This window comes from Hymenobacter sp. BT559 (assembly GCF_017571525.1).
GTDB classification, from domain to species: domain Bacteria; phylum Bacteroidota; class Bacteroidia; order Cytophagales; family Hymenobacteraceae; genus Hymenobacter; species Hymenobacter ginsengisoli.
The window spans coordinates 156396-182953 of sequence record NZ_JAGETY010000010.1 but is presented as its reverse complement, the minus strand read 5'-3'; the positions used below and the strand labels follow the sequence as shown (position 1 = coordinate 182953).

Sequence of the window (26558 nt, the reverse complement as noted above, 5' to 3'; positions counted from 1 at the left end):
GACGAAGCAGCTACGGCTAACGTAAGACTCATCAACTAATTTTAACGAGATAGCCAGAGTGCTTCTTTTCAGCGCACGCTATCCCGACGCCCGTTATTCAACTGGTCCAGTAGATTATCCGCCGCTAGGGTGTCGATGGCCTCGCCGCGGTGTCGGCGCGGGGCTTCCTCGGTGTAGCACACGTACTTGCGGTTGATTTTGGTGGGCGGCTTGGGGAAGGGACCGTAGTCGTACCCTAGCGCCTTATCCTTGTAAATACTCTCCATGTAGCGGCCGAATACGGGCAGGGCCATGCGGCCGCCCTCGCCCTGCTGCGAGCGGAAGAAGTGGATGCTGCGGTCTTCGCCACCCACCCACACGCCGCTCACGAGGTCCTTGGTGAGGCCCATGTACCAGCCGTCTGAGTAGTTAGAGGTAGTGCCGGTTTTGCCGCCAATCTGGTTGTCTTTGCGCCACAGGTCCTGAAAGTCCCAGAGGCCCTGCGAGGTGCCGCCGGGCTCTTCTATGCCGCCGCGCAGCATGTAGGTCATCAGCCAGGCCGTTTCGGGCGAGATGGCGCGCCGCTGCACGGGGTCAAACTGCTGGATGACGTTGCCGTTGCGGTCTTCGATGCGCGTGATGATGCGCGGCTCGGAGCGGAACCCGTTGTTCATAAACGTGGAGTAGGCATCTACCATCTCGTACACGCTCACGTCGCCACCTGACCCTAGCCCGATACTGGGCACCCCTAGCAAGGGGCTGGTAATGCCTACTTTATGGGCATAATCGGCCACTTTATTCCAGCCTACTTTTTCGGTGAGCTGGGCCGTGACGGAGTTTACCGAGCGGGCCATGGCGTAGCGCAGGGTCATGTTCATGCCCGTGTATTCGCGGGTCACGTTGTCGGGCTGCCACTGCATGGGCTTGCCGTTTTCGACGTAGTTGATGGTCACGCGCTCGTCACGAATACGGTCGCAGGGCGAGTAGCCATTGTCCAGGGCCGTGAGGTACACGAAGGGCTTGAACGTAGAGCCCGCCTGGCGCTTGCCCTGCTTCACGTGGTCGTACTGGAAGAAGCGGTAATCGAGCCCGCCCACCCAGGCCTTGATGGAGCCCGTAAAAGGGTCCATGGTCATCATACCGGCCTGCAGAAAGTGCTTGTAGTAGGCCAGCGAATCGAGCGGCGACATCACCAGGGTGGTATCGCCGTCCTGCTTTTTCCAGGTAAACACTTTCATCGGGCGCTTGGCATGCAGCGCCGAATCGAGGCTGGCGGGGCGGCCCTGGTAGCGGGCAGCCAGGCTGTGGTAGCTCTGGGTGCGCTTCATCTGGGTTTCGATGAAGTCCGGGATTTCGTGGCCTTCCTCATCCACCCAGGGGTTCTGGCCCTTGTTGCGCCAGAAGTTGTCGAACTGCTGCTGCAGCTGCTTCATGCGCTGGTGCACGGCCTGCTCGGCATGGTCCTGCATGCGCGAGTCGATGCTGGTGTAGATGCGCAGGCCATCGCGGTACATATCGTAGCCGTGGGCTTCGCACCAGCGGTTCACCGTCTGGCTGATAGCCCCCCGGAAGTACGTATCGGGCCCGTCGATGTGCTTTTCAATCTGATAGTTAAGCACAATGGGCTCAGCTTGCAGCGCAGCTACTTCGGCGGGCTTCAGGGCGCCGGACTGGCCTAGCCGCTGCAGTACCACGTTGCGGCGGCGGCGCGAGGCCGCCGGGTGAAACTTCGGGTTGAATGCCGTGGGGTTGTTCAAAACCCCGATGAGCGTGGCGGCCTGAATAGGCGTGAGGCTATCGGGCGTGGTGTTGAAAAACGTCTTGGCGGCCACCTTGATACCGAAGGCGTTAGAGCCGTACTCAACGGTATTGAGGTACATCCGCAGAATTTCGTCTTTGGTGTACCGGCGCTCCAGCTCCACCGCCGTTATCCACTCTTTGGTTTTGGCCACTACCGTGCTGATGCCCGGAATATGGCCTAGCGCACCCCGGCTTTCACCCCGACGGGTTTTGTACAAATTCTTGGCGAGCTGCTGGCTGATGGTAGAGCCGCCGCGCTTATCGCCCCGCAGGCCATAATACACCGAGCCAACCAACGAAGGCGCATCAATCCCCGAGTGCTCCTTAAAGCGCACATCTTCGGTAGCAATGAGCGCCTTAACCAGCCAGGGCGACATCTGACTAAGCGGCACCGGCGAGCGGTTTTCACGGAAGTAGCGGCCGATGAGCACACCATCAGAGGTAAACACCTGCGAGGCTTGCTCAACCTTCGGATTTTCCAACTCCTCCAGGCTCGGCGATTTGCCAAAGAGGAACAAGAAATTGCTGCGTACCAGCAGCGGATAAGCTAAAAAGAAGCCTACGCCGATGAAGAAGAGTGTCCAGGCCACGCGTACCAGGCGGCGGGTGCCCCGACCGGGCCGCTTGGTGCGGCCTTTGGTGGGGCGGGTGGGCGATGCATCGGAGGCAGCAGGCAGATTAGTTTCGTCGGCCATGAACGGCAAGTCAGGAGCGGGGAGCGGCAAAGATACCAGCCAGCCCTAACGCAGCGACGCCCCTAGCAGTGCCCGGCGCAGCCCACGCCGCTCGCGGTAGCGCCGGTAGGCTACTTCGGCCAGCGCTGTTAGGGTAAAGACTAGCCCCAGCCCTACGCTCCACTTGAGGTAGCGCAGCTGCCGGGCGGTGGGCGCATCATAGGCGTGCAGGTAGAGCGCAAGGCCCCACAGTTCGTCTAGCAGCGTAAAAAACCAGATACGAGCAACTGACCGGCGCGGAATACGGCCTGCCATTATTACCCAGTGGCACAGGTAGAGCACCAGCCCCGGCAGCACAGCCGGCACCAGCAGCGGCTGGGCCAGCAGCAGCGGCACCCCCAGCAGCACAATGGTGAGGGTTTCTTTGAGCAGCTGCGCGGCGGCTAGCCCCCGGCCCAGGGCCGAAAGCCGCTTGGGCCTGGGCAGCGCACGGGGCGTAGTGGGTCGGGGCATAGCAGCAGCGGGAATAACTACCAGCAAGTTACGCGTTAGCGCCGCACTACCAAACGCCGGGCCTGACATTGCCAGGTAAGCCCTATGAGTAGCAAGCCTTTCAGCGAATCGAGTAATAGATTTTCGGGTCGCCCGAACTGTATATAAATACCTACGCCAATGCCTATCCACCACCAGCCCAGCAGGTAGCACAGGCCCGCGTAGCCCGGCCGCCCCTGCCACACTCGCCCAAAGGCCAGCAGCGCCATCAGGCTCACAAACAGTAGAAACCAGCCAGTGAGGTAAGCTAAAAACCGGGTAGCTGGCCCATACTGCACCCCAAATTTGGCCAGCGTAAAAGCGGGGGCATAAAAAGCGCCAGCCGCTAGGGCCAGCTCTAGCCCAATGGCAACAAACAGGACAGCCAACAGCAGGGTCCGGGGCATAAGAGAGCAGGTTTCGGGGTGGAAAGGACCGGAAATCTACAACTTGCGTCGCAAAGTAATCCTGTCACTCTTGGCACGTTACCCTGGCCCAAGCTCCAGCTTTGGCGAGCCGTTGGGGCACCCTGGTGCCCTAGCGCGCCACGCGCAGGTGCGGCGCCGGCCACTGCCAGGCGCCGGCCGGGCCCGGCTGAGCCGGGGCAGCTGCCGACGGCAGCCCACCGCGCAGCATAATGAGGCTGTTGGGCCGCTGCATTTGCTCTACGCGGGCGTACTCGTCGGCAATGGCCGTGCAAAAACTTAGCAGCCCGTAACCCCCGGCCCGGAAGGTGCGCCGGCACGTGCCATACACCACCAGGGCCGTGCCGGCCATCAGGCCGCGGTAAGCCTGGCGCCACAGCCAGCGGCTCAACCAGTTGCGCCGGGGCGAGAGCTGCCTTACGGCCACGCAGTGGAATGCCAGGTGCATTTCCTCATCGAGCAAAATGCGCCGGCAAATCTGCTGCAACAGCCCCGAATACGTGGCCCGAAACAGGGCGCGGTAGTAGATGGTGGCCACTACCTCGGCCGTGAGAATGACGCGCACCATGTGCACCAGCCCCAGCGGCCGCCCCAGCTTCCGAAAAATAGCGTGCAGCCAGTGCGTTTGCAGGCGCTCAATGCCCTGGCGGTCCATAAACTGCCCTAGCATGGCGGCGTGGCCCTCTTCTTCCTGAATGAAAAGCCGCATGGCCGCCGCGTAGTCGGCATCGCCGAGCTGCTCGGCCAGGGCCGTCAGGTGGTCGCCGCCGGTGCCTTCGCCCCGTTGAAAGGTTTGGATGGAGGTGCGCACGGCGCGCAGCTCGGCGGGGCCTAGCTGGTGCGGGTCGTCCCAGGCGAGGTCGGCAAAGCGGGCGTGGTTGGTTTGAAAATAGGTTTTGATGTCGTGGAAAGTCATGAGAATCGCATTAAAAAGGTTTTACCAAATAATTTTCTCTTTCCAATAAGCACTTGCTACTATTTCAGTAAATACAATAAATATTACACAGATAAACAATTGAAAAATAATTAATAAGAACAACCAAGTAGCACCTGCTAATTTAAAAATTACTGAGCTTGCAGTATTGCTTTTTAACCAGCTCGGACTAGCATATACTGCTCGCCTCCAAATCAATAAGTGCATTGACCAAAAAGAAATGCAGCCCAATAACATATAAGTAATGTCACTCGCATTGCCGCTTTTCCCAAATATTCCGACCAATAGGAAATAGATTAGTAAGGAGGGAAATAAACATAGTAAAGTCCAGCACACGCTACCCAGCAACCATTGCCCCGGTGAACGCGGCTTTCTAAAAGGATTACGCATAAAAGTTTGTTAGCTCAGAAAGGCAGATTGAGTAGGCTAGCGAACAATGCCCGAGCGGCGCGGGCGAGACGCTTCGCAGGCTCAGCATGACCGGTGGGGAAAAGCGGCTATTGTAATACCGGTAGTTTCAGTAGCAACTCGGGCGCGGCGGTACCGGGGGCTAGCGGCGAGGGGCCGGGGCTAGCGAGCGGGTCGGTGCCGCGCACCTTGCTCAGGATGCCTTCGAGCAGCGGGCGCATGGCATCGAGGTGGCGGAATTTTATCATGAAATTCCAGAGGGGCTCAAATTTTTTCCAGCCGCCGGCGTAGGCGAAGTGCTTAAGCTGGTGGCGCAGGGTGTCGTGCACGCGACTGGCCTTCGTGATGTTGGTCCAGGAGTAGAAGTCGCGGTATGCCTGGTCGTAGCCATTTTTGAGCTGGCGGGCGGTGAGGTGCGGACCGGGCTGGCACACCACGGTGCGGGTATCGTACTCATTCCAGCGGCGGTGCAGCAGGCGGCCCTGGGCCTCCATCTGCTTGAACAGCGCCGTGCCGGGATAGGGCGTGGCAATGTGGAAGGTGGCCGTGGTAATGCCTTGCTCCACCGCCCAGTCTACGGTGCGCCGAAACACGTCGGGCCGGTCGTCGTCGAGCCCAAACACGAAGCTGCCGTTTATCATAATGCCCAGGTCGTGCAGCCGCCGAATGGCCGCGGCGTAGTCGCGGCCCAGATTCTGGGGCTTGTTGCTCGACTTTAGGTTGACTGGGCTCAGCGTTTCGAAGCCCACGAATAAGCTGCGCAAACCGGCCCTAGCGGCCTTTTCCAGCAGGCCATTATCGCGCAAAATGCTATCTACCGTAGCCGCACCCTGAAACAGTCGGCCCATGCCGCGCATCCCTTCAAAGAGCCCAGCGGCAAAGCGCACATTACCCAGCAAATGGTCATCGAGAAAGTAGAGGTGGCGGCCCGGCAGCCGGTTTATCTCCGCTAGGGCATCGTCCACGGTTTGGGTATAAAACGACTTGCCGCCTTCAAAGAAGGCATCTTTGTAGCAGAAATCGCAGTGATGCGGGCAGCCGCGCGTCACCACTATCGAGTTGGGCACCAGGTAGCGCTCGCGCTTGATGAGGTCGCGCCGGATGGGCGGCACGCCCACCAGCGTGCGTCCGGCCCCCGACACGTAGCGCGGCCGGGGCCGCCCGAACTGGAAATCGTGCAGAAACTGCGGAAACGTCTCTTCGCCTGGCCCCAGGAAAATGCTGTCGGCGTGCGGGGCGGCCTCGTCGGGCAGGCTGGTTACGTGCAGGCCACCCAGGCACACGTAGGCGCCGCGGGCGCGGTAGTGGTCGGCCAGGGCGTAGGCGCGGTAGGCATTGGTGATGTAGACCTGGATAATAACCAGGTTGGGCGCATCGTGCAGGTGCAGCTTTTCGACGTGCTCGTCCTGCATGTCTACTTCCCAATCGGGCGGCAGGTAGGCGGCCAGCGTGGCTAGCCCCAACGGCGGAAACAGCGAGTACTTGATGGGCCGCCAGTAGGGGTTGGTGGCCTCGGTGAGGGCGGGCAAAATGAGTTTGACGCGCATGGCTATTCAGTTACTAATCAACCAAAAAATGGCTCACCCGAGGGAGGAGACGATGGCGCACCCCACATGCTGAATCCTAATAACCCTAGCAGAATAATCGGCGTCAACAGGCAGGCCAACTGAAAGAGCATGAGGACAATCAGCCACAGATGGGCCGCCACCCGAGTGAGCGAAAGGTCGTAGTGCGCTTCGTCGTGCCGGATTATTGCCCGGCCACCCATTACGGCGTGCCGCCAAATCAGCACGTGCGCCACTAAAACACCCGGAGGCATATTGGAAATTATGAGGTTGCCGAGGGCTACTGGCAGCACAGCAGGGAGCACGAACCAACCCAGCAGCAAGCTGCCCAGGCAGGTACCCGTCCAGCAGAGGCTACTGCGCAGCCACTCGCCCACGGAATGGGGTTTGAGGAATGGATTAGTCATGGCTGGTGAGCTGCTGATAAGCCTGTTCGCTTGCGCCGGTGCGGCTCTGCCAATGGCGCTCGGGGTATTCGGCCCGAAACTCGGCTAGCCGGGCGTGCAGCTTCTTGTGGGCCGCCTGGCGGGTAGTGGCGTGGAAATAGCCGTCGTCGCCTTCCTCCACCAGCTCTTTGGCTTGGTCGATGAGCCCCTCGCGGGCGGCCAGCACCGGCAGCACGCGCGGCGGCATGGTGAGCAAAAAGCCGATGTTGAGGCGCGTGAAGCGAGGCTGCAGGTTGTAGCGCGCAATCCAGATTTCCCAGTTGCCAGCCGCTAGCCCCAGCAGCAGCGCGTAGGCCGCCCACGAGTTGAGCCGCACCAAGCTGAAGGCCGAGCGCCGCTGCCAGATTTTGAGCAGCACCGTGGCCAGCCCAAACAGCGTGAGCAGCAGGAAGCCATACACCCCAATGCGCTTGTACGCCAGCTCGGTAGCCTCGATGTAGTAGTAATTGCGCAGGCCTACCGACACGGCCAGCACTGCATTTTGCAGCACCCACAGCGTGGCGCCCCAGCGCAGCAGCGGCAGGCCCGGCTTGTAGAAATTGAGATTGCGCCGGAAAAACCACAGCATAATGCCCGCTGCCAGCAGGATACTGAGAATCAGCACGTAGGTGCCCTCATGCACAAACTGCGTGAGGTCGAAGCCCGGCGCCGCCCGAAAGCCAAACCACAGCCAGCGCACGTCCACAACGTTCACTACTAGCAGCATGGCATTGAGCAGACCAATGCTCGCCACGGCCGCCAGCCACTCCTTGCGCAGGGCTAGCGCACCGCGGTCGGAATATGAAAAATTGGGCCGCCGCACCGCAAACGAGGCCACGCCATCGCGCTGCCGCCGCACAAACTCGCCGAAGCGCGACTCGTGGTCGAGGAAAAAATGCACGGGCACCGCCACCAGCGTGCCCACCGCCCCTACCCCACATAACAGTAGAAACAGCAGGTGCGGTATCGAAACGGCTTCTAGCAGCCGGGCTAGCCCCTCGCCCAGCGCATCCCATAGCTGCATACTCAGCGCCGCATAGCGCGGGTTGGCATAGGTAAATAGTACCTGAAATACCACCAGCGCCAGCAGCGGCAACCCCAGCAGGCGGCCGTAGTACCAGCCGCGCCGCAGCCGCCCGCCCAGCCCCTCGGGCACGCGCAGGCTGCCCAGCACCAGCGCCACCGCGGGCAGTATGCCCGCCACGGCCGTGCCCACCGCCGAGCTCACCAGCCGCAGCTGCGGCTGATTGACGACCCCCACCAACATCAGGCCCGAGGCCAGCGCCGCCAGCTCGGCTGCATCGGAGCCGTACCAGGCCACTAGCCCCCCACTAGCCAGGCAGCCACCCACGGCCACCCAAAAGGCCGCCGTGCGCCGCACCGGCGCGTAGCGCGGTAGCACTAACAGCTGCGCCACTACCAGAAACACCATGTAGACCAGCCCGTTAAACCCCACCAGCTCGTGCCAGAACAGGTAGTCGCTAAGGCCCGTAGCCACGAGCAGCAGGCTAGCCAGCCGGGCCGAAATACGGTAGGCGGGTGAGGCATCAGCGACAGCGCGCGCGGGCCAGAAAGCAGTTAGGTTCATTTTAAAAGAACTTTGTTGTTCAAAGTATAAGTGGCAAAAAGAAGCCGATTGACTCGGCTGTTTAGTGGAGATGAGGCTGGGCTAGCCGCGCAGCAGCTTCTCGAGGGCCGCCAGGTGCTCTTGGAAAGCGGCTTTGCCTTCGGCAGTGGCTTGGTAGGTGGTGTTCGGCTTTTTGCCGATAAACTGCTTGTTTACTAATACGTAGCCAGCTTTTTCGAGGGCCGCCACGTGGCTGGCCAGGTTGCCGTCGGTGAGGTCGAGGCTTTCCTTCAAGTCGTTGAAGCTCACCTGCTCGTTGGCCAGCAGCACGGCCATCACGCCGAGGCGCACGCGGTGGTCGAAGGCTTTGTTGAGAGTGTGGATGGCGTACTTCACGAGGCGGTAAAGTTCGCCCCGGTTGGGCGTTCGTAACGATTATACATCAGCAGGCCGTAGCCGATGTGACCCAGGCCAAAGCCCGCCCCGAAGAGCAGTAAGCCATAGCCGGGCAGTACCAGGCCCACAAGCCCCAGTACTACCAGCGTGATACCCAAGTACTTCACCTCATCCAGGGTATACTTGCTGCCGTTGAGCAAGGCTAGCCCATAAAATACCAGCAGGCTGGGCACCACCAGCTCGGGCGCACCACTCACGAAGAGTTTGAGGCTGAACAACCCGCCCGCCACCAACGGAATGAGCAAAGCCAGGGCCAGGCGCCGGGCCGGGGCAGTCCACATCGAGCGCAGGCCGTCGCGCCGGGTGCGCCGCAGCGTGAAAAACGCCGCTACCAGCAGCGCCGCCACTATCATGGCGATGGCTAGCCCCAACAAGAAAGGCAAGGCCGCCAGCCGCTCGCCCTCCGAGGTCTGAAACAGCCGGCGGAAGCCTTGTTCGCCGTACTCTTGTTGCAAGTAGTAGTGCCCAATGGCAGTGCCGGCCAGCGCCACCACACCCGCCCCCACCCCGCTCAGCCCGCTGAGCGAAAGGAAGCGCGAGCTGCGCTCCATAATGGCGCGGATTTCGGTAAGCTGGGCGAGCGGGTCTTGGGCAGCGGGCTTCATGCGGGGCGGTGAAGTACTTTGTGATGCAAAGCTAATGAATGGCTACCAATTATTCGTCTGTATGAAGAAAAAATGGCTATGTCCGAAAAATTAACTTCGTCGCGGCCCCTAGCTACGTTGTTGTGGCGTCATTTTAACTGGCACCTGTGGGTAGGGCTGGCTATTTGGAGTTGCTTCGCGGGCCCTTCTATGCTTTATCAGTACTGGCAGCAGAGGGCGCAGGTGTTGCAAGAGCCATTTTACGCTAACCACCTTGGTAAAGCCCTTGCTACTGTAGCAGCCGACAACGCCGAAACTGCTGGCATGCTCTTTCTAGGTGCATTTAGTATTGCCCTCATGGGCAGTGCCCTGCGCTACCCTTTCCTAGCGGCGGCCATCCGCAAAACCCGCACACGCAGGTCTTTGACAGCTAGGTTTTTACTTGTATTCCTATTGCAAGTAGCCGCACTAGCCATTCCGCCCTGGCCTATTGCCTACAATCAGTTCGGCCTGGAAAGTATAAGTCGTCAGTTAGTAGTGCTCTTCCTACTTAATCTGCCGTGGTTGGTAGCTACGGGGCTAGCTACACGCCGGCTAGCGGCAGCCCTACAGTTGCTGCCTACGGTGCCCAGCGCTGCCAGCGCTACGAGCGGCTAGGCTTACGTAATCTACCAACCGGCCCGAAAAGCACAGCAATACCCTTTTCAACCCGATAAGCGGGTCAATTTTGCCGACGCGCTTTTTGAACAAAGCCTGAAAGCGGCACTTTTTCTGGCACAGGCTTTGGCTTAGGTGCGGCAAATGAGCCGGAACTTTCCGGCGGCGCCTGCTCCTTCCAGTTCTTTATTGTCTTTGCTTGCCATGAAAAATTACTCCCTTGCCGCGTTGCTAGTCGCTGCATTTGCGCTGCCTGCCCACGCCCAGTTTAAGCTACCCAGCAGCATCGGCGGCTTCAAGCTGCCTAGCAAAACCACTACTACGACCACCACGACGACTACCACTGCCGTAAGCGGCCTCACCAATACGGAGGCGGCCAACGGCCTGAAGGAGGCACTTATTCAGGGCATTTCGAAGGGCTCGGACCAGGCTTCGCAAACCGATGGATTTTACTTAAATAAGCTCATCCGCATTCCCTTCCCGCCCGATATGCAGCGGGCGGCTACTACGTTGCGCAGCATCGGGCTGGGCAGCCAGGTCGATAAGTTTGAGCTGTCGTTGAACCGCGGCGCCGAAGACGCCGCCAAGAGTGCCAAGCCGATTTTCATTAATGCTATCAAGCAGCTGACGTTCACGGATGTGTGGAATATTCTCACCGGCCAGAAGGATGCTGCCACGCAGTACCTCAAGCGCACCACTACCTCGCAGCTCACCACGGCCTTCATGCCCATCATGCAACAGAGCCTCGACAAAGTAGAGGCCACGCGCTACTACACCAGCCTGACCTCGGCTTATAACAAGCTGCCGCTCGTGACGCCGGTGCAAACCGACCTCAACCAGTACGCCACCGGCAAGGCCGTCGACGGGCTGTTCACGCTCATTGCGCAGGAGGAAGCCGACATTCGAGAAAACCCGGTGGCCCGCACCACCTCGCTGCTGAAGAAGGTGTTCGGCATCGGCGGGAAATAAAAAGTAGCGCGAAGCAGAAGCTTCGCGCTACTGCATTTAGTCACTTGCCTGACTGCACATGCAGTCAGGCAATCGTTTTTTAGGGGCTAGCCTCTACCCGCACGCCGTTTCTGCCGTACTTGCCAGCCGTGAAGCTGCGCCTACAAGTATTCGAGTTTGAGGACCTGCCGTGGTTTCCGGCCGTCATCCGGGCCGGAATGATGGACTATCTGCGCTTCATGATTTCGTGGCTGGGCACCTACCGGCCGGTGGCGCCGCTGCTAGCCCAGGCCCTGCGCCACACCCACCAAACGCACCTGCTGGAGCTGGGCGCCGGCGCCGGAGGCGGCACCGAAACCGTGCTGGCCGCCCTGCGCGCGCAGGGTGTGCCCGACGCTACCATCACCCTCACCGACCTCTACCCCCAGCCCGCCGCCTGGGCCGATGTGGCGCGGCGCACGGCCGGCGCTATTCAGGGCCACGCGCCGCCCGTCGATGCGCTGGCCGTGCCGGCGGGGCTAGCGGGCTTTCGGGTTATTTTTTCGGCCTTCCATCATTTTGCGCCGCCGCAGGCCGAGGCCTTGCTGCGCGATGCCGTGGCTGGCGGGCAGGGCGTAGGCGTATTTGAGGGCGCGGCTAAAAGCTGGCTCGAAATCGGGCTGGCGCTCACGGTGCTACCAGTGGCGCAGCTGCTGCTCACGCCGTTTTTTCGGCCGCTTCGGCTTAGCCGATTGGTTTTCACGTATTTGCTACCCATCATTCCGCTGGCTACTATGTGGGATGGCTCGGTATCCATTCTGCGCATGTACCCACCCGAGGCGCTGCTAGCCCTGGCCCAGCGCGCCGACCCAGCGGGAAGCTACCACTGGCAGGCCGGGCAGCTGCGCCACTGGTGGGGGCCACGCGTGACGTACCTGGTAGGCTGGCCCACTGTGCCTGCTAGCTAGCCTGCCTACCTTCGCGCCATGCTGCCGCCCGCCTACCGCCGAGCATTCGCGCTGCTCCGCCTGCCGTTCTCCTTATTTCTGATGCCCGTGTTCTGGTTCGGGCTCAGCGCGTTGCGCGAGCCCTTTAGCTGGGGCCGGGCGGCGGCCGTGTTTGCCATTCTGCATTTGCTGGTGTACCCGGCCTCCAATGGCTACAACTCGTATTACGACCGCGACGAGGGCAGTATCGGCGGGCTGAAGGTGCCACCGCCCGTCACGCCCGAGCTGCTGCACCTGGTGTGGCTGTTTGAGACGCTGGCGCTGGTGGCCTCGCTGCTGCTAAATTGGGTTTTTGCGGCAATGGTGGTGGTGTATATCCTCGTGTCGCGGGCGTACAGCTACGAGGGCATCCGGCTCAAAAAGTACCCGCTGCTGAGCACGGCGGTAGTGGTGGTGTTTCAGGGCGCCTTCACTTTTTTGATGGCGCAGGTGGGCGTGGGGGCTAGTCAGGTGCAGCTTTTCGAGCCCACCAATTTGCAGCTAGCCCTCGTGAGCACGCTCTTTTTGTGCGGCTCCTACCCACTCACCCAAATCTATCAGCACCAGGAAGATGCGCGGCGCGGTGACCGCACCCTGAGCCTGCGGCTGGGCATCCGGGGCACGTTTGTGTTTGCAGCGGGCGGGCTGCTGGCCGGCGCGCTGCTCATGGGCCTCACCTACTGGCAGCGGGGTGAGCTACGGTCCTTGCTCATTTTTTTGGTGGCTACGGGGCCGGTGGTAGCGCTGTTTTCGCGCTGGGCCTGGCTGGCCTGGCACGACCCGGCGCTGGCCAACTTTGAGTGGACTATGCGCATGAACAAGGTATCGTCGGTGTGCCTGAGCGCGGCGTTTATTGCCATGCTGGTACTTGGCAACCTCTTTGGTTGAGTTAGGCAACTTCGAGTCATCTACAGCACCAGCAGCCGGGTTCTGAGAACTGAATTGGGTTTCCTAACTTGCCAACCCTACCTACTTGGCACTGCGATGGCTGCAACCTCTACCCCCGACCTGGCTACTATACCAGGCTTTGCTGAAATGGATTTGGCCGCGGCGGCACCCAGCTGCGCCAGCTGCTATACCCAGCTAGCCGGAGCTTATTGCCATGCCTGCGGCGAAAAAACGCTGCACCGCCACGATTATGCCCTCAAGCATTTTCTCGAACATACGGTCGATACCCTTACCCACTTCGACCTGCGGGTGCTACGCGACTTGTGGTGGCAGGTGCGGCGGCCGGGCTTCCTGGCAGCCGAGTGGCTACAGGGCCGCCGGGTGCGCCACGCGCAACCAGTACAGTTATTTCTTATCACCAACCTGCTATTTTATCTGCTCGCCAGCGTGTCGCATTTCAGTCCGTTCGAAACGGGGTTGGGAAGTCACACGCATTCGCTGAATGGCTATAGCACCCTAGCCAACCGCTTGGTGCAGCACCACCTTCAGCATACGGGCACCCTAGCGGCTACTTACACCGAGCATTTCAACCAGCTAGCCCACACTTACTCTAAAAGCCTGGTTTTCTTATTTATCCCCCTGATGGTCGGGCCCCTATGGCTGTTGTTTTGGCAGCAGCGGCGCTATTTTGTCGAGTGGATAATGCTGAGCACCTACTTGTTTGCGGGCCTGTTGCTGCTCTATGCCCTAGCGGCGCTGCTTTCCCTGTCGGGGCGTTTGTGGAGCCCGCTGCTAGCTGTGCTTAACAATGATGGCATTGTGGGCCCTACCATGCTGCTACTCACCATCGCTTACGTAGCAGCTTTTTTCGGGGGAGCTTTTCCGCGCCAACCGGCGGTGCTGCGCTGGGGCAAGGCCCTACTGTATGGCTTCAGCTTTTTTATCGCGCTTGTGGTTCCCTATCGATTCGTGCTCTTTATGGTTTGCTACTGGGCAGCATCTTAACTGGTAACCTAGCTAGGCGGCGCTCCGATGTTACTGTTGCAACCGCGCAAAGGCGTTCGATACCTCATACTCAATATCCTGCACAATGAGCATGCGCTCTTCGTGAATAGACGCCTGATAAGCCTGCGCCGTAGCTGTTTCGGGCGATACTTCCCAGCGCGCTAGGGCCGTCAGGGTTTCGATGCGCTGCAGCGAAAGCTGAATGCGGGCATTGATGGCATCCCAGAGGGCGGGGGCTTGCTCGGGGGCAGCTACCAGCTCCAGGTCGAGCAAATGCATGGCAATGCCGGCCAGGCGCTGCAAAATGAGCTGCTCATTGGCGGTGAATTCGCGCGGCTTTTTGTCGAGTACGCAAAGCGAGCCTATGGGCTGGCCCCCGGCCGTTTGGAGGGGATGGCTGGCATAAAAGGCAAAATCTTTTTGGGCTTCTTCACTTATCCAGATGCATGGATTTGCCCGCAAGTTTGAAAAAACGGTCGTTGCCCCCGGCTTGTACACTGCCACAGCACAAATACTATCCTGCCGGGCTAGCCGGCTGGCTAGCTTCGGGTCGCCCACGTTGCCGGGGTAGGTTACTTCCTCGGCATCGACGAGCGAAACCTGAGCTATTGGTGCGGCAAAAAGTCTGGCAGTCAGATAGGCTATATCTTCAAATACCTCATTGTGCAGGTGCTCAAGTGCTTTGTACGGCTTTAAGGCCTGGAGGCGCTCAGCCTCTTGCTCGGCGGATATTGGAAGTGCAGCAGCCATCAGAAAATGTATAAAACAAAGAACGGGCCAAACCCCACCCGCTTGCTAAGGTAGTGTTCAGCCCGTTACTGATGAGGATTATGCCTTCGCTAGCCGTTCATAGCCAGTAGGAATTCTTCGTTATCGCGGGTGCCCTTCATGCGGTCTTTGAGGAACTCCATAGCCTCGGTAGCGCTCATATCGGTCATGAATTTGCGCAGTACCCACACGCGGCTCAACTCGTCGCGGCTCATCAGTAGGTCTTCGCGGCGGGTGCCGCTGGCCGGAATGTCGATGGCCGGGAACACGCGCTTATTAGCCAGCTTGCGGTCAAGCTGCAATTCCATGTTGCCGGTGCCTTTGAACTCTTCGAAGATTACCTCGTCCATCTTCGAGCCGGTTTCGATAAGCGCCGTGGCGATAATTGTGAGCGAGCCAGGGCCTTCGATGTTGCGGGCCGCGCCGAAGAAGCGCTTGGGTTTTTGCAGGGCTCCGGCGTCGATACCACCCGAGAGAATGCGCGAGCTGCTGGGCTGCACCGTGTTGTAGGCCCGCGCCAGGCGCGTGATAGAGTCGAGCAGAATCACGACGTCGTGGCCGCACTCGACAAGGCGACGGGCCTTGTCGAGGGCTAGCTCCGCGATTTTCACGTGGCGGTCGGCCGTCTCGTCGAAGGTCGAGCTCAGCACCTCGGCTTTCACCGAGCGGGCCATGTCCGTTACTTCCTCGGGGCGCTCATCTATTAGCAGGATAATGAGATAGACCTCGGGGTGGTTCTCCGAAATCGAATTGGCGATTTCCTGCAGCAGTACCGTTTTACCGGTTTTGGGCTGCGCCACGATAAGGCCACGCTGGCCCTTGCCGATGGGCGCAAACAGGTCGAGCACCCGGGTGCTCACCTGCGTGGGCTTGGTCGAGAGCTTGAGCTTCTCATCGGCAAACAGCGGCGTTAAGTGGCTGAACGGCACGCGGTCACGAACTTCTTCCACCGTGCGGCCATTAATGCTATCCACGTTTACCAGAGCGAAATACTTCTCGTTTTCGCGGGGCGGGCGCATGGTGCAGTTCACTGTGTCGCCGGCCTTGAGGCCAAACTGGCGCACCTGCTGCGGCGACACGTAAATGTCGTCGGGCGAGGTCAGGTAATTGTAGTAGGGCGAGCGTAGGAAGCCGTATCCGCCGTCGGGCATCAGTTCCATGGTGCCCGAGCCGGGCACTACCAGGTCGAGCTCGGGGGCGCGGGGTGGGCGCTGCTGTTGCTGCGGTTGCGGCTGGCGCTGGCCTTCGGTCGGCTGGCTAGCCCCGTTATTTTGCTGATTTTGCTGAGGGGCAGCGCCTTGCTCGCCGGCCGGCTGGCCATCGAGGCCCTGGCGCTGGCGCTCTTCGCGGCGTTGCTGGCGCTGGGCTTCGCGCTGCGCATAGCGCTCTTCGCGGCTCAGGCGGGGCTGGTCGGTGGCGCCGTTGCCATTAATCGGGCGCGGCTCGCGGGGCTGGTCGTTGTTATAGCGATTCTGATTCTGGTTGTTGCCGCCTTCACGGGGCTCTCGGTTTTCGCGAAACTCGCTGCGCGGCAGGTCGTTGCGGCCCAGGCGTTGGTTGTTATCGCGGTTTTCGCGCGGCTCGCGGCCGTCGCGGTTCTCGCGCTCGAAGCGCGGCTCGCGGCGGTCGGCGGTTGTATCGGCCGGCGTTTCGGTCGTAACGGAGGGCGTTTCGGCAGTGGCAACGCCCGGGGTCTCGGTGCTTACGCCGTCGAGGTCGGGGCTAGCCGCGTTGGCTTGGCCGGGCTCGCGGCGGGGCAGCGGGCGGCCGGCCCGGTCCACGCGCTCGCGGCGCTCGCGGCGCACCGGGGAGCTTTCGCCGGCCGAGTGCGTTTCCTGGGTAGGGTTGGTTTCGGCGGGCGGCGTGGTGGCTTCTTCAGCAGCTACCGATACGTTGGCTACGGCCTGCTCATCGGCCTCTACCCGCTCGAGGCGGGTGGGCTGCGTAATTTCTTCTTCCACAACGCTTTCAGCTGCCGGCGCAGGAGTAGCTTCGGGCGCCGCCACGTCGGTAAAGGGTTGCTCGGCCACAGCCGAAGCGGCCGGCCGGCGGCGGCCAGTACCACCGCGCGCCCCGCGGGCAGGAGCAGCCGGCGCTTCAGCTACGGCCGCTGCTGGCTCGGCAGCGGGGGCAGCGGCTTCGGGAGTTGCGGCCGGGGCCGAGGTAGCGGGCTTTTTGCCGGGTAGCTGGTCGGCGGGCATAATGGCCTGCTGGTCGAGGATTTTGTAAATCAAATCCTGTTTGCTGAGGCGTTTGAAATTGCCAACATTCAGTTGCTCAGCAATTTCCTTGAGGTCGGACAGCAGCCGGTCCTTCAGCTCATTGAGGGTATACATACTATAGGGAGGGAGGGGAAATCAGAACGGGGCTAGCGCAGTGCACGTAGGGAAAGGACCAGTTAGCTAGCCATAGGAGGCCAAACCAGCCCCGAAGGCCGGAAACCAACAACACGAAGCGCCAAAGCGCCACACATCCAACAAAGCGGCAGGCAACAAGCAGGAAATGAGTGAGGTGTGAGAAGGGCAGCCGGCAGCTCCACCAAAAGCAACCTGATTGAGCCAGCTACGCAGCGGGCTAGCCTAGTAGGCTGGCCCGGCCGGCCTCATAGGCCGGCTTGCTGCTGCAATATTAAGCCATTACGGGCAAATGGCCAATGGGTTTGGGCTAGCGACGAATGATTAATGCGGAATGACTGCTGCTGCTCAACTAAGCTCGAACGACATTAGTCGCTCCGCATTAGTCATTCGTCATTATCCAAAAACTACCTTTGCCTGCATTATGCTGCAAATTTCTGTTCTTAAAGAGCAAACCGCCCGGGTGCTGGCCGGCCTTGCCAAACGTAATTTTAAAACGGCCGAAGCCGATGTGCAGGCCGTGCTCGACCTCGACCAGCGCCGCCGCGCCCTGCAAACGCAGCACGACGCCGCCCAGGCCGAAGCCAACGAGCTAGCCCGCCAGATTGGCGGCCTGATGAAAAGCGGCGACAAAGCCGGCGCCGAGGCACTGAAAATCCGCACCGCCGAGCTCAAAACGCAGATTAAGGCCCACGCCGACGAGCTGGCCGATACCGAAAGGCAGCAGACTCAGCTGCTGTATAAAATTCCGAACGTGCCGCACGAGAGCGTGCCCGCTGGCCGCTCGGCCGAGGATAACGAGGTAGTGCGCGAGGGCGGCACCAAGCCGACGTTAGCTGCCGGCGCCCTCCCCCACTGGGAGCTGATTAAGAAGTACGATATTATTGATTTTGAGCTCGGTATCAAAATTACAGGCGCGGGCTTCCCGGTGTATAAGGGCCAGGGTGCCCGCTTGCAGCGAGCGCTGGTCAATTTCTTCCTGGACCAGGCGCGCGACGCGGGCTATACCGAAGTGCAGCCGCCCATTCTGGTGAACGAGGCTAGCGGCTACGGCACCGGCCAACTTCCTGATAAAGAAGGCCAGATGTACCACGACGCGCAGGACAACCTGTACCTGATTCCGACTTCGGAGGTGCCCATTACCAACCTCTACCGCGACGAAATTATTCCCGTGGACAAGCTGCCCGTGCGCAACACCGGCTACACGCCCTGCTTCCGGCGCGAGGCTGGCTCGTGGGGCGCCGATGTGCGCGGCCTCAACCGCCTGCATCAGTTCGATAAGGTAGAGATTGTGCAGATTACGCAGCCCGAGCACTCCTACGCCGCCCACGAAACGATGGTGGCGCATGTGGAGAAGCTGCTGCAGCTGCTGGAGCTGCCCTACCGCGTGCTGCGCCTGTGCGGTGGCGATATGGGCTTTACCTCGGCCCTCACCTACGACCTGGAAGTATGGAGCGCCGCCCAGGGCCGCTGGCTGGAAGTATCGTCGGTGAGCAATTTCGAGGCTTTCCAGGCCAACCGCCTCAAGTGCCGCTACAAGGCCGAGGGCGGTAAGACGCAGTTACTGCACACCCTCAACGGCTCGGCGCTGGCCCTGCCGCGCATCGTGGCCGCGCTGCTCGAAAACAACCAGACGCCCGAGGGCGTCCGGCTGCCCGAGGTGCTGCACAGCTACTGCGGGTTTGATATTATTGGGTAGCCGCGGCTCTACCCCCTCCCCTAGCGCAGCCCGCCGCACCCGGCGGGCTGCGCTATTTTTGGGCCGGCAAGTACATGCCGCTTTTTCCCGTTTATTTGATATGAAAAACTTTGCTGCCCACTTCGGCACCGCTGTGGTATTGACCACAACCCTGCTAGCCGCCCCCGCCGCCCAGGCGCAGATTTCGACACCGCAGGCTAGCCCCAAAAGCACTGTAACCCAGCGCGTGGGCCTTACTGATGTAACCATCACCTACTACCGGCCTAGCGCCAAGGGCCGCACCGTTTTTGGCGGCGACAAAGCAGTGTTAGCCGATGGCAAGCGCTGGCGCACCGGTGCCAATGCCACCACCAGCATCAAGTTTTCGGATGATGTGCTAGTAGAAGGTAAAAAGGTACCGGCCGGCGAATACGGCATTTATACCATCCCCACAGCCAATGAGTGGACGGTAGTGCTCAATAAAAGCCTGAAGCAAGGTGCTGATGTAGATGGCTTCAAGGACGACCAGGATGTGGCCCGCTTCACCGTTAAGCCCTACAAGCTGGCAAATAAAGTGGAGACATTCACCATCAACTTTGCCGACCTCACGCCTGCCACCGCCAACGTGGACCTGGAGTGGGAAAACACCGGCGCCAAGTTTAAAATCACCAGCGACGTAGACGCGAAGGTGATGGCCCAGATTGACGAGAAGGTTGTCAAAAACGCCAGCCCGACGGCCAATGACCTGGCCGGCGCCGCCGTGTATTACTACGACAACAACAAGGACCTAAAGCAGGCCCTAGCCTGGATTCAGAAGGCCAACGCCACCGACCCTAAGTTCTGGAACGTGAACACGGAGGCCAAAATCCGCCTGAAAATGAAGGATTACAAAGGTGCCATCGCTGCCGCCGAGCGGTCTAAAAAGCTGGCCCTAGCTGCGACGCCGCCCAACACCGACTACGTTAAACTGAACGACGAGCTGGTGGCTGAGGCGAAGAAAGGCGGCAAATAAAAACTTCTGTCATTGCGAGCGCAGCGAAGTGAAGCGCGGCAATCTTTCCTTAATCGTTGGGACAGCACCCTAGCGACAAGGAAAGATTGCCGCGCTTCACTTCGTTGCGCGCAAGGACAAATGGCTATTGAGGGGGCAGCACCTTTACGACCAGTTGAGAGGCGTGGCCAGGGTTGTGGTAGAGCTTGTGCGTCTGCGCTTTAAAGTCCGTTTCGCTCGCCTCGTAGATGTTGGGCACGTAGGTCTGTGGGTTGAGGTCGACGAGCGGAAACCAGGTGCTTTGCACCTGTACCATGAGGCGGTGGCCCTTGCGGAAGGTGTGCAGCACGTCTTGCACGGTGAAGGGCACGGCCGTTACCTCATTGGCTACAAAGGCCTTGGGCTGGCTGAAACTGTCGCGGAAGCGGCCCCGCATCACCTCCGAGCGCACCATTTGCTGGTAGCCGCCGAGGTGCACGCCGGGCGCGGTGCGCGGATTGTCGGGCGTGTCGTCGGGGTACACGTCGATGATTTTCACGACCCAGTCGGCATCGGTGCCGGTAGTGGCCACTTGCAGCAGCGCCTGAATGGGGCCGGCTAGGGTCATATCTTCCTCCAGGGGCGCGGTCTGGTAGGTGAGCACATCGGGGCGGCGGCTGGCAAAGCGCTGGTCGTCGGTCATGTACTCGCGGGTCATACTCGGGGCCGTGGCCTCGGTGTAGGGCACGGGATGGGCCGGGTCGCTCACGAACTGGTCGAACTCGAAGTTGACGTCGGCCCGGCGACGCTCGTTGGCGCCAGTGGTGGGCGGGCTGAAGCTGAGGCCGCCGGCTTGCCGGAAATACAGCGTTTTGGCCTGCGCCTGCTTGGGTGGCCAGGCGTCGAAGGTGCGCCAGCGGTTGGTACCGCCCTCAAAGACAGTAGCTTCGGGCAGGCTGGCAATGGCCGCGCCGGGCTGGACGTCTTTCAGATATGATTTGAAGAATGGCGCTTCAATATTTTGCTGATACCAGAGCGAGGGCGAGGGGCCGTAGGCCACGTTGCCCACCATTTCGCCGGGGCTGCCGCTCCAGCCGCCGTGCACCCACGGCCCCATCACGAAGCGGTTGCTAAGGCCGGGGTTTTGCTTTTCGATGGTCTGGTAGGTATTGAGGGTGCCAAACAGGTCCTCCGCATCATTAAACCCACCCACTACCAACACCGCGGCTTTGAGGCCGTGCAGGTGCGGGCGCGGGTTGCGAGCCTGCCAAAAGGCGTCGTAGTTGGGGTGCGCCACGATGTCGTTCCAGTGCTTGTACTGGCCGTGGAAATACTGCTCGTTGATATTTTTGAGCGGGCCGAGCTGCTGGTAGAAAGCGTAGCCGTCGGGCGTTTTCATCTGCGGGCCATCGGGGTAATGGGCCGTCGGCTGCGGGCGGGGCTGGCCGAAATTGTTCCAGAAGCCCATTGCGCCGGTCAGGAAATATGCGCCGTTGTGGTGGTCATCGTCCCAAAACCAGTCTGTGACCGGGGCCTGCGGGCTGCTGGCCTTCAGCGCCGGGTGGCGGCTGAGCAGGCCCACGGTGGTATAAAAGCCCGGGTACGAAATGCCTAGCTGGCCCACGCGGCCGTTGTTTTTTGGGCCTTTTTTGAGCAGGTACTCGATGGTGTCGAAGGTGTCGGTGCTTTCGTCGATGGCCGTTTTGCCGGCCTTACCGGCCAGCTGCGGGCGCACGTCCTCAAACGTGCCTTCGGAAAGGTAGCGCCCCCGCACGTCCTGGATGGCGAAGATGTAGCCCTCGCGCAGCAAAAACCCGTTAGGATTCACGCGCAGGCGGTAGTGGTCCGGCCCGTACGGCCCCGCCGAGTAGGGCGTGCGGTTCAACAGAATGGGGTAGCTCCCGCGGCCGGCATCGCGGGGCGCGTACACCACGGTGTGCAGCTTGGCCCCGTCGCGCATCGGAATGTCGTACTCCGTCTTCACGTAGTGCGCGCGGGTGTACGCGGTATCAGCCACGAACCGGGCCCGAAACTGCTCCACGCTCACGCGCTGCGTGTCGGGCGGCAACACCAGCGACTGGGCGCGGGCACCTGGGGCTAGGCCGAGCGTGAGCAGGACGGCGGCGGGAAGCATTTTTTTCATAGGATAAGCTGAATAGCCGATGGGCACCTCACAAAAGAACGTCGTACTTCACTGCCTTCCGCATGACGCTCCGAATTTTAGGGCCAGTACCGGGCGGGGCGGGCCAACGTTACGCCCCTACCCCAGCGCCTTGTTCAGGGCAATAATGGCCCCTTTGTAGTCCTCGCGCGCCAGGATAAACTGAATGTTGACCTTGCGCAGCGCAAAGCCCGCGCTGCGAATATTAATGCCCGCCTCGGCCAGTGCACGGGCAGCGTGGGCCAGCAGGCCGGGCTGGTCGATGTTGGAACCGATGAGGCAGACCAGCGAGACGTTTTCGATGGTCACTTTTTCGTACTTCTTTTCGAGCGCGGCCACCAGCTCGGGCTTCAGGTCTTTCTGCCAGATGACGAGCGAGATACTATTGGCGCTCGTGGCCTTGAAAATGTAGCTGACGCCGAAATCGAAAAACGCCTGCATGAGGTGCAAATCGAAGCCGGCGGCGCCCACCATCAGGGGGTCGTAGATGTCGATTATTACCACTTTATCGGTGCCGGTAATGACTTCGATGTGCTTCTCGGGCGACACGTAGTCGCGGGTGATGAGCGTGCCGGGGTGCTCGGGCTCGAAGGTGTTCTTGATGCGCAGGTCGATGGCGTTGATTTCCAACGGCTTCGAGGCTTTGGGGTGAATGGCCTCCATGCCTACGTCGGCGAGCTGGTCGGCCACGTCGTAGTTGGTGAAGCCGACGGGGCGGCAGTTGTCCAGGCCTACCAGGTTGGGGTCGGCCGAGCAGAGGTGGTATTCCTTGTGAATAATAGCCTCCTGCGGCCGCACGGCCACGGCTATCTTACTGAACGTCACCTCCGAATAGCCGCGGTCAAACTCGCGCATAATGCCCTCGGTGCCCTTGGTATAGCCGGTGGCCACGCAGATGGTATTGGCAAAATCGATGCCCGCAAATGCCTGCTGAATGCGCTCGTCGATGGTGAGCGGCTGCGCGTCGTCGAAGCCGCTGAGGTCGATGAGGGTGGCGTTCAAACCCTTGTTTTGCAAGATGTTGACCGAGTTGAAGGCCGAGTGCGCCTCGCCGATGCTGGCCAGGATTTCGCGGGCGGCCTGCAAGATGTTGGCGCTGTTGACATAGCCCGAGGCCAGCACATTCACGAGGCTTTCCAGGTAAGCCTGGGCCTGGTCGATGCGCTGCTGAATGAAGGCATCGGCCACGGCCAGGTCGAGGCCTAGCGGGGCGTAGTGCGTGTTTAGCTCCTTGAGCTTGGCGGCTACTTCTTGCAGCGCGGCCCGAAACTCCTGGTGCTCGGTGATGCGGTGATACACGCCGGGCGCGCCGGTTTTCTTATTCTCCAGCAGCCAGTTGGTCACGTTGGCATAGGCCGACACCACAAAAATGCGGTTGTACAATTCCTGGCCCTGGCGGCCGTGAAAGATGATGTTCTGGAGAACATCGGCGAAGGCGGTCATGGAGGTGCCGCCTATTTTTTCTACTGTAAGCATGTCTGGTGTCGCCCTCCCGGCGGGACCTCACCCCCGGCCCCTCTCCTTGGGGAGAGGGGAGCCACGGCGGCGCGGACTTTACAGAGAAGGTCTTTCTAGATATAAAAAGCGAGCCGTTCGCCCTTTGGGCAAACGGCTCGCAAGTTAGAAGGCTAGCCTAAGAAAACGAATGAATAAACGTGCCGCCGTGGCTACCTTCTCCTCAAGGTCTCGCGCATCAAGCGAACCGGGGCCGGGGGTGAGGTCCCGCCGGGAGAGTCCTCACTCGTGGTCTAAAAGTCCGCGCTACTTGCCGCCCGACTCGACCAAGTTGGCCAGAATGCGGAAGGCGCCCGGCACGCCGGCCGGCAGCTCCCGAAACAGCGACAAGCCGGTGTAGATGTAGCGCCCCTTGCCGTAGGGCGCCACCAGGATGGCGCTCTGCTTATCGGTTTCACCGGGGTCGTGGCTAGCGATAACCGGCTGATAATGAGTATCCCAAGCCGAAGGATAATACAGACCCTGCTCCTGCACCCAGCCGGTGGCAAAGTCGGCCGGCGTGAGCTTGTTGGGCGCATTCAGCACCGGCGCGCCAGGGGTCAAAAACGTGACGGGTGTGTTCTCGACCGTCACGCGGTCGGCGCTGAGGGTGAGGGGGTACGGGCCGATTTCGGGCAGCACGGTGCCGCGGTTCACCACGTACTGCACGAGCATAGTGCCGCCGTTTTCGACGTATTTGAGCAACTGGGGCTGCTGGGTTTTGAGGCGGTCGAGCACGTTGTAGGCGCGCACGCCGAGCACCACGGCGTCGTAGCGGGCTAGCCGCTCGGCGGTGAGGTCGGTGGCGGGGTCGAGCAGGCTCACGGTGTAGCCGAGTTGGCGCAGGGCCTCGGGCACCTCGTCGCCGGCACCCATGAGGTAGCCTATGTTTTTGGTGTGGCCGCGCGCCACGTTCAGCTTCACGAGCGGCGCGGTGGCCTCGGGGAACAGCGTCTGGGTCGGAATGTGCGGGTACACTATCTGCTGGATGCCGCGGCTGTATTTCTCATTGCCCACGGTGGCCACGGCGCGCAGCTCGGCCTTGCCCTCGGCCGCGCCGGCTAGCGGGCGCAGGGTGAAGTTGACGGTTTGCTCGTCGTCCTTGTTTTTGAGGGTGAAGGCGACGGTGGCGGGCTCGGCCTGCCAGCCGCTAGGCACCTGCAAGGCCAGCGACCCGGCTACCCCGGGCTGGCCGGCGCGCAGCGTTACGGGCACTTGCTTGGGCTGCTGGTCGGCAAAGACGTAGGCGCGGGCGGCGGGGATATTCACCATCACCGGCGGCACGATGGCTAGGGGTTGGTACAGCTCGCCGAGCACGGGGTCGGTGTGCTTGTATTGGACAGGAGTTTCAAATTCAAGTTCCTGTGGCTTATTAATACCGGGCACAATTATTTGAATCTGATTCCAGACACTGATGCTGCTAGGATTCTCTGGCTTACCGATTAGGCTTTGTGGAACCCAGTTGTGAACCTTGAAGCCAAACCCGTCCAGGGTATTTATACCCTTAGGGTCTATTCTATACATGCCAATCGAACTTGGCCCTGTAAGCCAATAAGGCTGCGAAATACTAGTAGTCGGTGTAACTTCAAGCTTTATCAAATTTGACTTAATCTTGCCCTTTGGCAATACATTGATACTCCTGCCAACTTCTGATTTATCTAGCTGGTAAGTCCACTGCACAGACACATCGCATGGATTGAGGGCCGCCGAATTGATAGATACTACTTGTCCAACTGCAATTGTCGGCTCGCTAGCAACTGCTTCAATGTGAAGCCCTAAACTAGCCTTAAGCAAGTCGCCTAATTGATTGCTTTTAGTCAAAAGCCAAAAATGTGCTCCTATCAATTCTGCTTGCGCTTCGTTTAGAAACTCGATGTTCGGAATCTCTCTGCTTGAATAAGTATTAAATGCTTTCTGAAGCGTCGTATTCACTGATTCTCGCACCTTCAGCAACCCCGCCACGCTGGCGCTAGGGTTGCTCGCATCATACCTCCGAATCACCTCGTCCACCATTTTGCCGATGGCCGCGCCGCCCGGCACGCGGCTCCACGTCTGGTCGATGCCTTCGAATAAATCGGTTTTGGCGGGCGTGCCTTTCACGAACTGGAAGTACTCGATGGCCTCGCCGCGCTGGGCTGCCGCGCCGAAGCCCTGACTGCGGTGCTGCGAGCGCGAGCGGGCCGCGATTTCGCCGTAGCTCTGGCCTAGCAGCGGGTTGTAGCCCCCGGCGTCGAGGGTGAGGTAGCCGTCCATCTTCTCGCCGGGCTTCACAAAGAAGCTGCCGGTGTTCCAGTACAGGCGCTTGGGCTGCCACACCTGCACGTACTTGAGCTGCTCGGGGAAGCGCTTGGGGTCGCCGGCGGCGTCGAAGGCTTCGGCGGCCAGGATGGCGCTGGCCTGGTGGTGGCCGTGGCCGGCGCGGGCATCGGGCGGGAAGCGGGTGATGAGCACATCGGGCCGCCGCTGGCGAATCACCCACACCATGTCGGCCAGCACCTGTTCCTTGTCCCAGATGGTGAAGGTTTCGGCCGAGGTCTTGCTGAAGCCGAAGTCATTGGCGCGCGAGAAATACTGGTGCGCGCCGTCGATGCGCCGCGCCGCCAGCAGTTCCTGAGTGCGAATGACGCCCAGCTGCTCACGCAATTCGGGGCCGATAAGGTCCTGGCCACCATCGCCGCGGGTGCAGCTGAAGTAGCTGGTTTCGAGCTGGCGGCCGTTGGCGAAGTAGGCTAGCAGGCGGGTATTTTCGTCGTCGGGGTGGGCGGCGATGTACATCACCGAGCCCACCACATTAAGCTTTTTGAGGCCTAGCAGAATCTCCGAGGAGGTGTAGGTTTTGGGGGCTTGAGCTCGGGCAGTGAGCAGTGAATAGTGAGCCGTGAGCAACGCCAGGCAGAGGCGGGCGGCAGCGCGTAACGAAAGAGGCATAAGTAGCAAACCAGTTCGGGCCGTGAAGTTACCGGGCGGCCGGGTCGGCGCGCATTTTCGCTAGGGCTCCAAACGCAAAAAAGCCGCCGCGCCGCGCCCTGCGCAGCCCGACGGCTTTCCTAACTAGGCAGCCTGGCTAGTACCGCGCCGTATCACTGACCGGGCGCTGGGCACCAGGGCAGGTATTGAGCGGACAGGCGGCCGGGGCTTGCAGGCTGAGGGGCAGGCAAGCGGCACAGTAGCCAGCAGCCCAACAGCCTGCGCACCCGCTGCTCATCAGCTGGGGCTCGGCCCAGGTGTTGCGCAGCGTGGAAGAAGAAACACGTTTCATAGCAAGAACTAGAAGGGGAAGGATGAGATAGCAACAGCGAGCCAGCCATACGGGAAAAGCAAG

The 26558-nt window shown here is 60.6% G+C and carries 22 protein-coding genes; 6 read left to right on the top strand and 16 right to left on the bottom strand.

Features of this window, described 5'->3' with window-relative positions:
• Window positions 1-68: 68 nt before the first annotated feature.
• The 10 genes from J4D99_RS14940 to J4D99_RS14895 form a co-directional block, all read right to left on the bottom strand.
• Window positions 69-2474, bottom strand: coding sequence for a transglycosylase domain-containing protein (locus tag J4D99_RS14940; protein WP_208132533.1), 2406 nt, complete (start codon window positions 2472-2474; stop codon window positions 69-71).
• A 45-nt stretch (window positions 2475-2519) separates the two neighbouring features.
• Window positions 2520-2966 carry a hypothetical protein gene (locus J4D99_RS14935; RefSeq protein ID WP_208132532.1) on the bottom strand — a complete coding sequence of 149 codons (447 nt, stop codon included), beginning with the start codon at window positions 2964-2966 and terminating at the stop codon, window positions 2520-2522.
• A gap of 35 nt (window positions 2967-3001) precedes the next feature.
• Window positions 3002-3391 (bottom strand): hypothetical protein, encoded by a 390-nt coding sequence (locus J4D99_RS14930; protein ID WP_208132531.1) that lies wholly within the window; start codon window positions 3389-3391, stop codon window positions 3002-3004.
• A gap of 130 nt (window positions 3392-3521) precedes the next feature.
• Entirely contained in the window at window positions 3522-4325 is an 804-nt protein-coding gene (locus J4D99_RS14925) for a ferritin-like domain-containing protein (protein WP_208132530.1), read from the bottom strand.
• A 21-nt stretch (window positions 4326-4346) separates the two neighbouring features.
• On the bottom strand, window positions 4347-4733 hold the full coding sequence (locus J4D99_RS14920; RefSeq protein ID WP_208132529.1) for a hypothetical protein: 387 nt from the start codon (window positions 4731-4733) through the stop codon (window positions 4347-4349).
• 107 nt (window positions 4734-4840) lie between these two features.
• On the bottom strand, window positions 4841-6298 hold the full coding sequence (locus J4D99_RS14915; protein ID WP_208132528.1) for a B12-binding domain-containing radical SAM protein: 1458 nt from the start codon (window positions 6296-6298) through the stop codon (window positions 4841-4843).
• Between the two features lie 17 nt (window positions 6299-6315).
• Window positions 6316-6723: a hypothetical protein gene (locus J4D99_RS14910; RefSeq protein WP_208132527.1), complete on the bottom strand. Its 408-nt coding sequence runs from the start codon at window positions 6721-6723 to the stop codon at window positions 6316-6318.
• The gene (locus J4D99_RS14905) at window positions 6716-8329 is read right to left on the bottom strand and encodes a DUF4153 domain-containing protein (RefSeq protein WP_208132526.1); all 1614 of its coding nucleotides are present in this window, start codon (window positions 8327-8329) and stop codon (window positions 6716-6718) included. Before J4D99_RS14905 ends, J4D99_RS14910 begins: the two co-directional genes overlap by 8 nt.
• 81 nt (window positions 8330-8410) lie before the next feature.
• Window positions 8411-8704 carry a transcriptional regulator gene (locus J4D99_RS14900; protein ID WP_208132525.1) on the bottom strand — a complete coding sequence of 98 codons (294 nt, stop codon included), beginning with the start codon at window positions 8702-8704 and terminating at the stop codon, window positions 8411-8413.
• Window positions 8701-9369 (bottom strand): hypothetical protein, encoded by a 669-nt coding sequence (locus J4D99_RS14895; protein ID WP_208132524.1) that lies wholly within the window; start codon window positions 9367-9369, stop codon window positions 8701-8703. Before J4D99_RS14895 ends, J4D99_RS14900 begins: the two co-directional genes overlap by 4 nt.
• Before the next feature lie 840 nt (window positions 9370-10209).
• Here J4D99_RS14895 and J4D99_RS14890 point away from each other — a divergent pair.
• The 4 genes from J4D99_RS14890 (at window position 10210) to J4D99_RS14875 (ending at window position 13811) form a co-directional block, all read left to right on the top strand.
• Complete coding sequence (locus J4D99_RS14890; protein ID WP_208132523.1) at window positions 10210-10974, top strand: DUF4197 domain-containing protein; 765 nt, start codon at window positions 10210-10212, stop codon at window positions 10972-10974.
• A gap of 128 nt (window positions 10975-11102) precedes the next feature.
• Window positions 11103-11900 (top strand): class I SAM-dependent methyltransferase, encoded by a 798-nt coding sequence (locus tag J4D99_RS14885; RefSeq protein ID WP_208132522.1) that lies wholly within the window; start codon window positions 11103-11105, stop codon window positions 11898-11900.
• A gap of 18 nt (window positions 11901-11918) precedes the next feature.
• Window positions 11919-12806, top strand: coding sequence for a UbiA family prenyltransferase (locus J4D99_RS14880; protein ID WP_208132521.1), 888 nt, complete (start codon window positions 11919-11921; stop codon window positions 12804-12806).
• A 96-nt stretch (window positions 12807-12902) separates the two neighbouring features.
• On the top strand, window positions 12903-13811 hold the full coding sequence (locus J4D99_RS14875) for a DUF3667 domain-containing protein (RefSeq protein ID WP_208132520.1): 909 nt from the start codon (window positions 12903-12905) through the stop codon (window positions 13809-13811).
• A gap of 30 nt (window positions 13812-13841) precedes the next feature.
• On the opposite strand, the gene J4D99_RS14870 is transcribed toward J4D99_RS14875, so the two are convergent.
• Window positions 13842-14561 (bottom strand): GAF domain-containing protein, encoded by a 720-nt coding sequence (locus J4D99_RS14870; RefSeq protein ID WP_208132519.1) that lies wholly within the window; start codon window positions 14559-14561, stop codon window positions 13842-13844.
• Window positions 14562-14650: 89 nt separating this feature from the next.
• Window positions 14651-16915 (bottom strand): transcription termination factor Rho, encoded by a 2265-nt coding sequence (rho, locus tag J4D99_RS14865; protein WP_208132518.1) that lies wholly within the window; start codon window positions 16913-16915, stop codon window positions 14651-14653.
• Between the two features lie 442 nt (window positions 16916-17357).
• On the opposite strand from rho, the gene serS reads away from it, so the two are divergent.
• Window positions 17358-18632, top strand: a complete 1275-nt coding sequence (gene serS, locus J4D99_RS14860) for a serine--tRNA ligase (RefSeq protein WP_208132517.1) — start codon at window positions 17358-17360, stop codon at window positions 18630-18632.
• Window positions 18633-18732: 100 nt separating this feature from the next.
• Window positions 18733-19623: a DUF2911 domain-containing protein gene (locus J4D99_RS14855; RefSeq protein WP_208132516.1), complete on the top strand. Its 891-nt coding sequence runs from the start codon at window positions 18733-18735 to the stop codon at window positions 19621-19623.
• Window positions 19624-19747: 124 nt separating this feature from the next.
• Here J4D99_RS14855 and J4D99_RS14850 read toward each other — a convergent pair whose 3' ends face one another.
• The 4 genes from J4D99_RS14850 to J4D99_RS14835 form a co-directional block, all read right to left on the bottom strand.
• Complete coding sequence (locus J4D99_RS14850) at window positions 19748-21724, bottom strand: CocE/NonD family hydrolase (protein ID WP_208132515.1); 1977 nt, start codon at window positions 21722-21724, stop codon at window positions 19748-19750.
• A gap of 117 nt (window positions 21725-21841) precedes the next feature.
• On the bottom strand, window positions 21842-23218 hold the full coding sequence (locus J4D99_RS14845; RefSeq protein WP_208132514.1) for an aspartate kinase: 1377 nt from the start codon (window positions 23216-23218) through the stop codon (window positions 21842-21844).
• A gap of 285 nt (window positions 23219-23503) precedes the next feature.
• On the bottom strand, window positions 23504-26164 hold the full coding sequence (locus J4D99_RS14840; RefSeq protein ID WP_208132513.1) for a PIG-L family deacetylase: 2661 nt from the start codon (window positions 26162-26164) through the stop codon (window positions 23504-23506).
• 136 nt (window positions 26165-26300) lie between these two features.
• On the bottom strand, window positions 26301-26495 hold the full coding sequence (locus J4D99_RS14835; RefSeq protein WP_208132512.1) for a hypothetical protein: 195 nt from the start codon (window positions 26493-26495) through the stop codon (window positions 26301-26303).
• Window positions 26496-26558 lie beyond the last annotated feature (63 nt).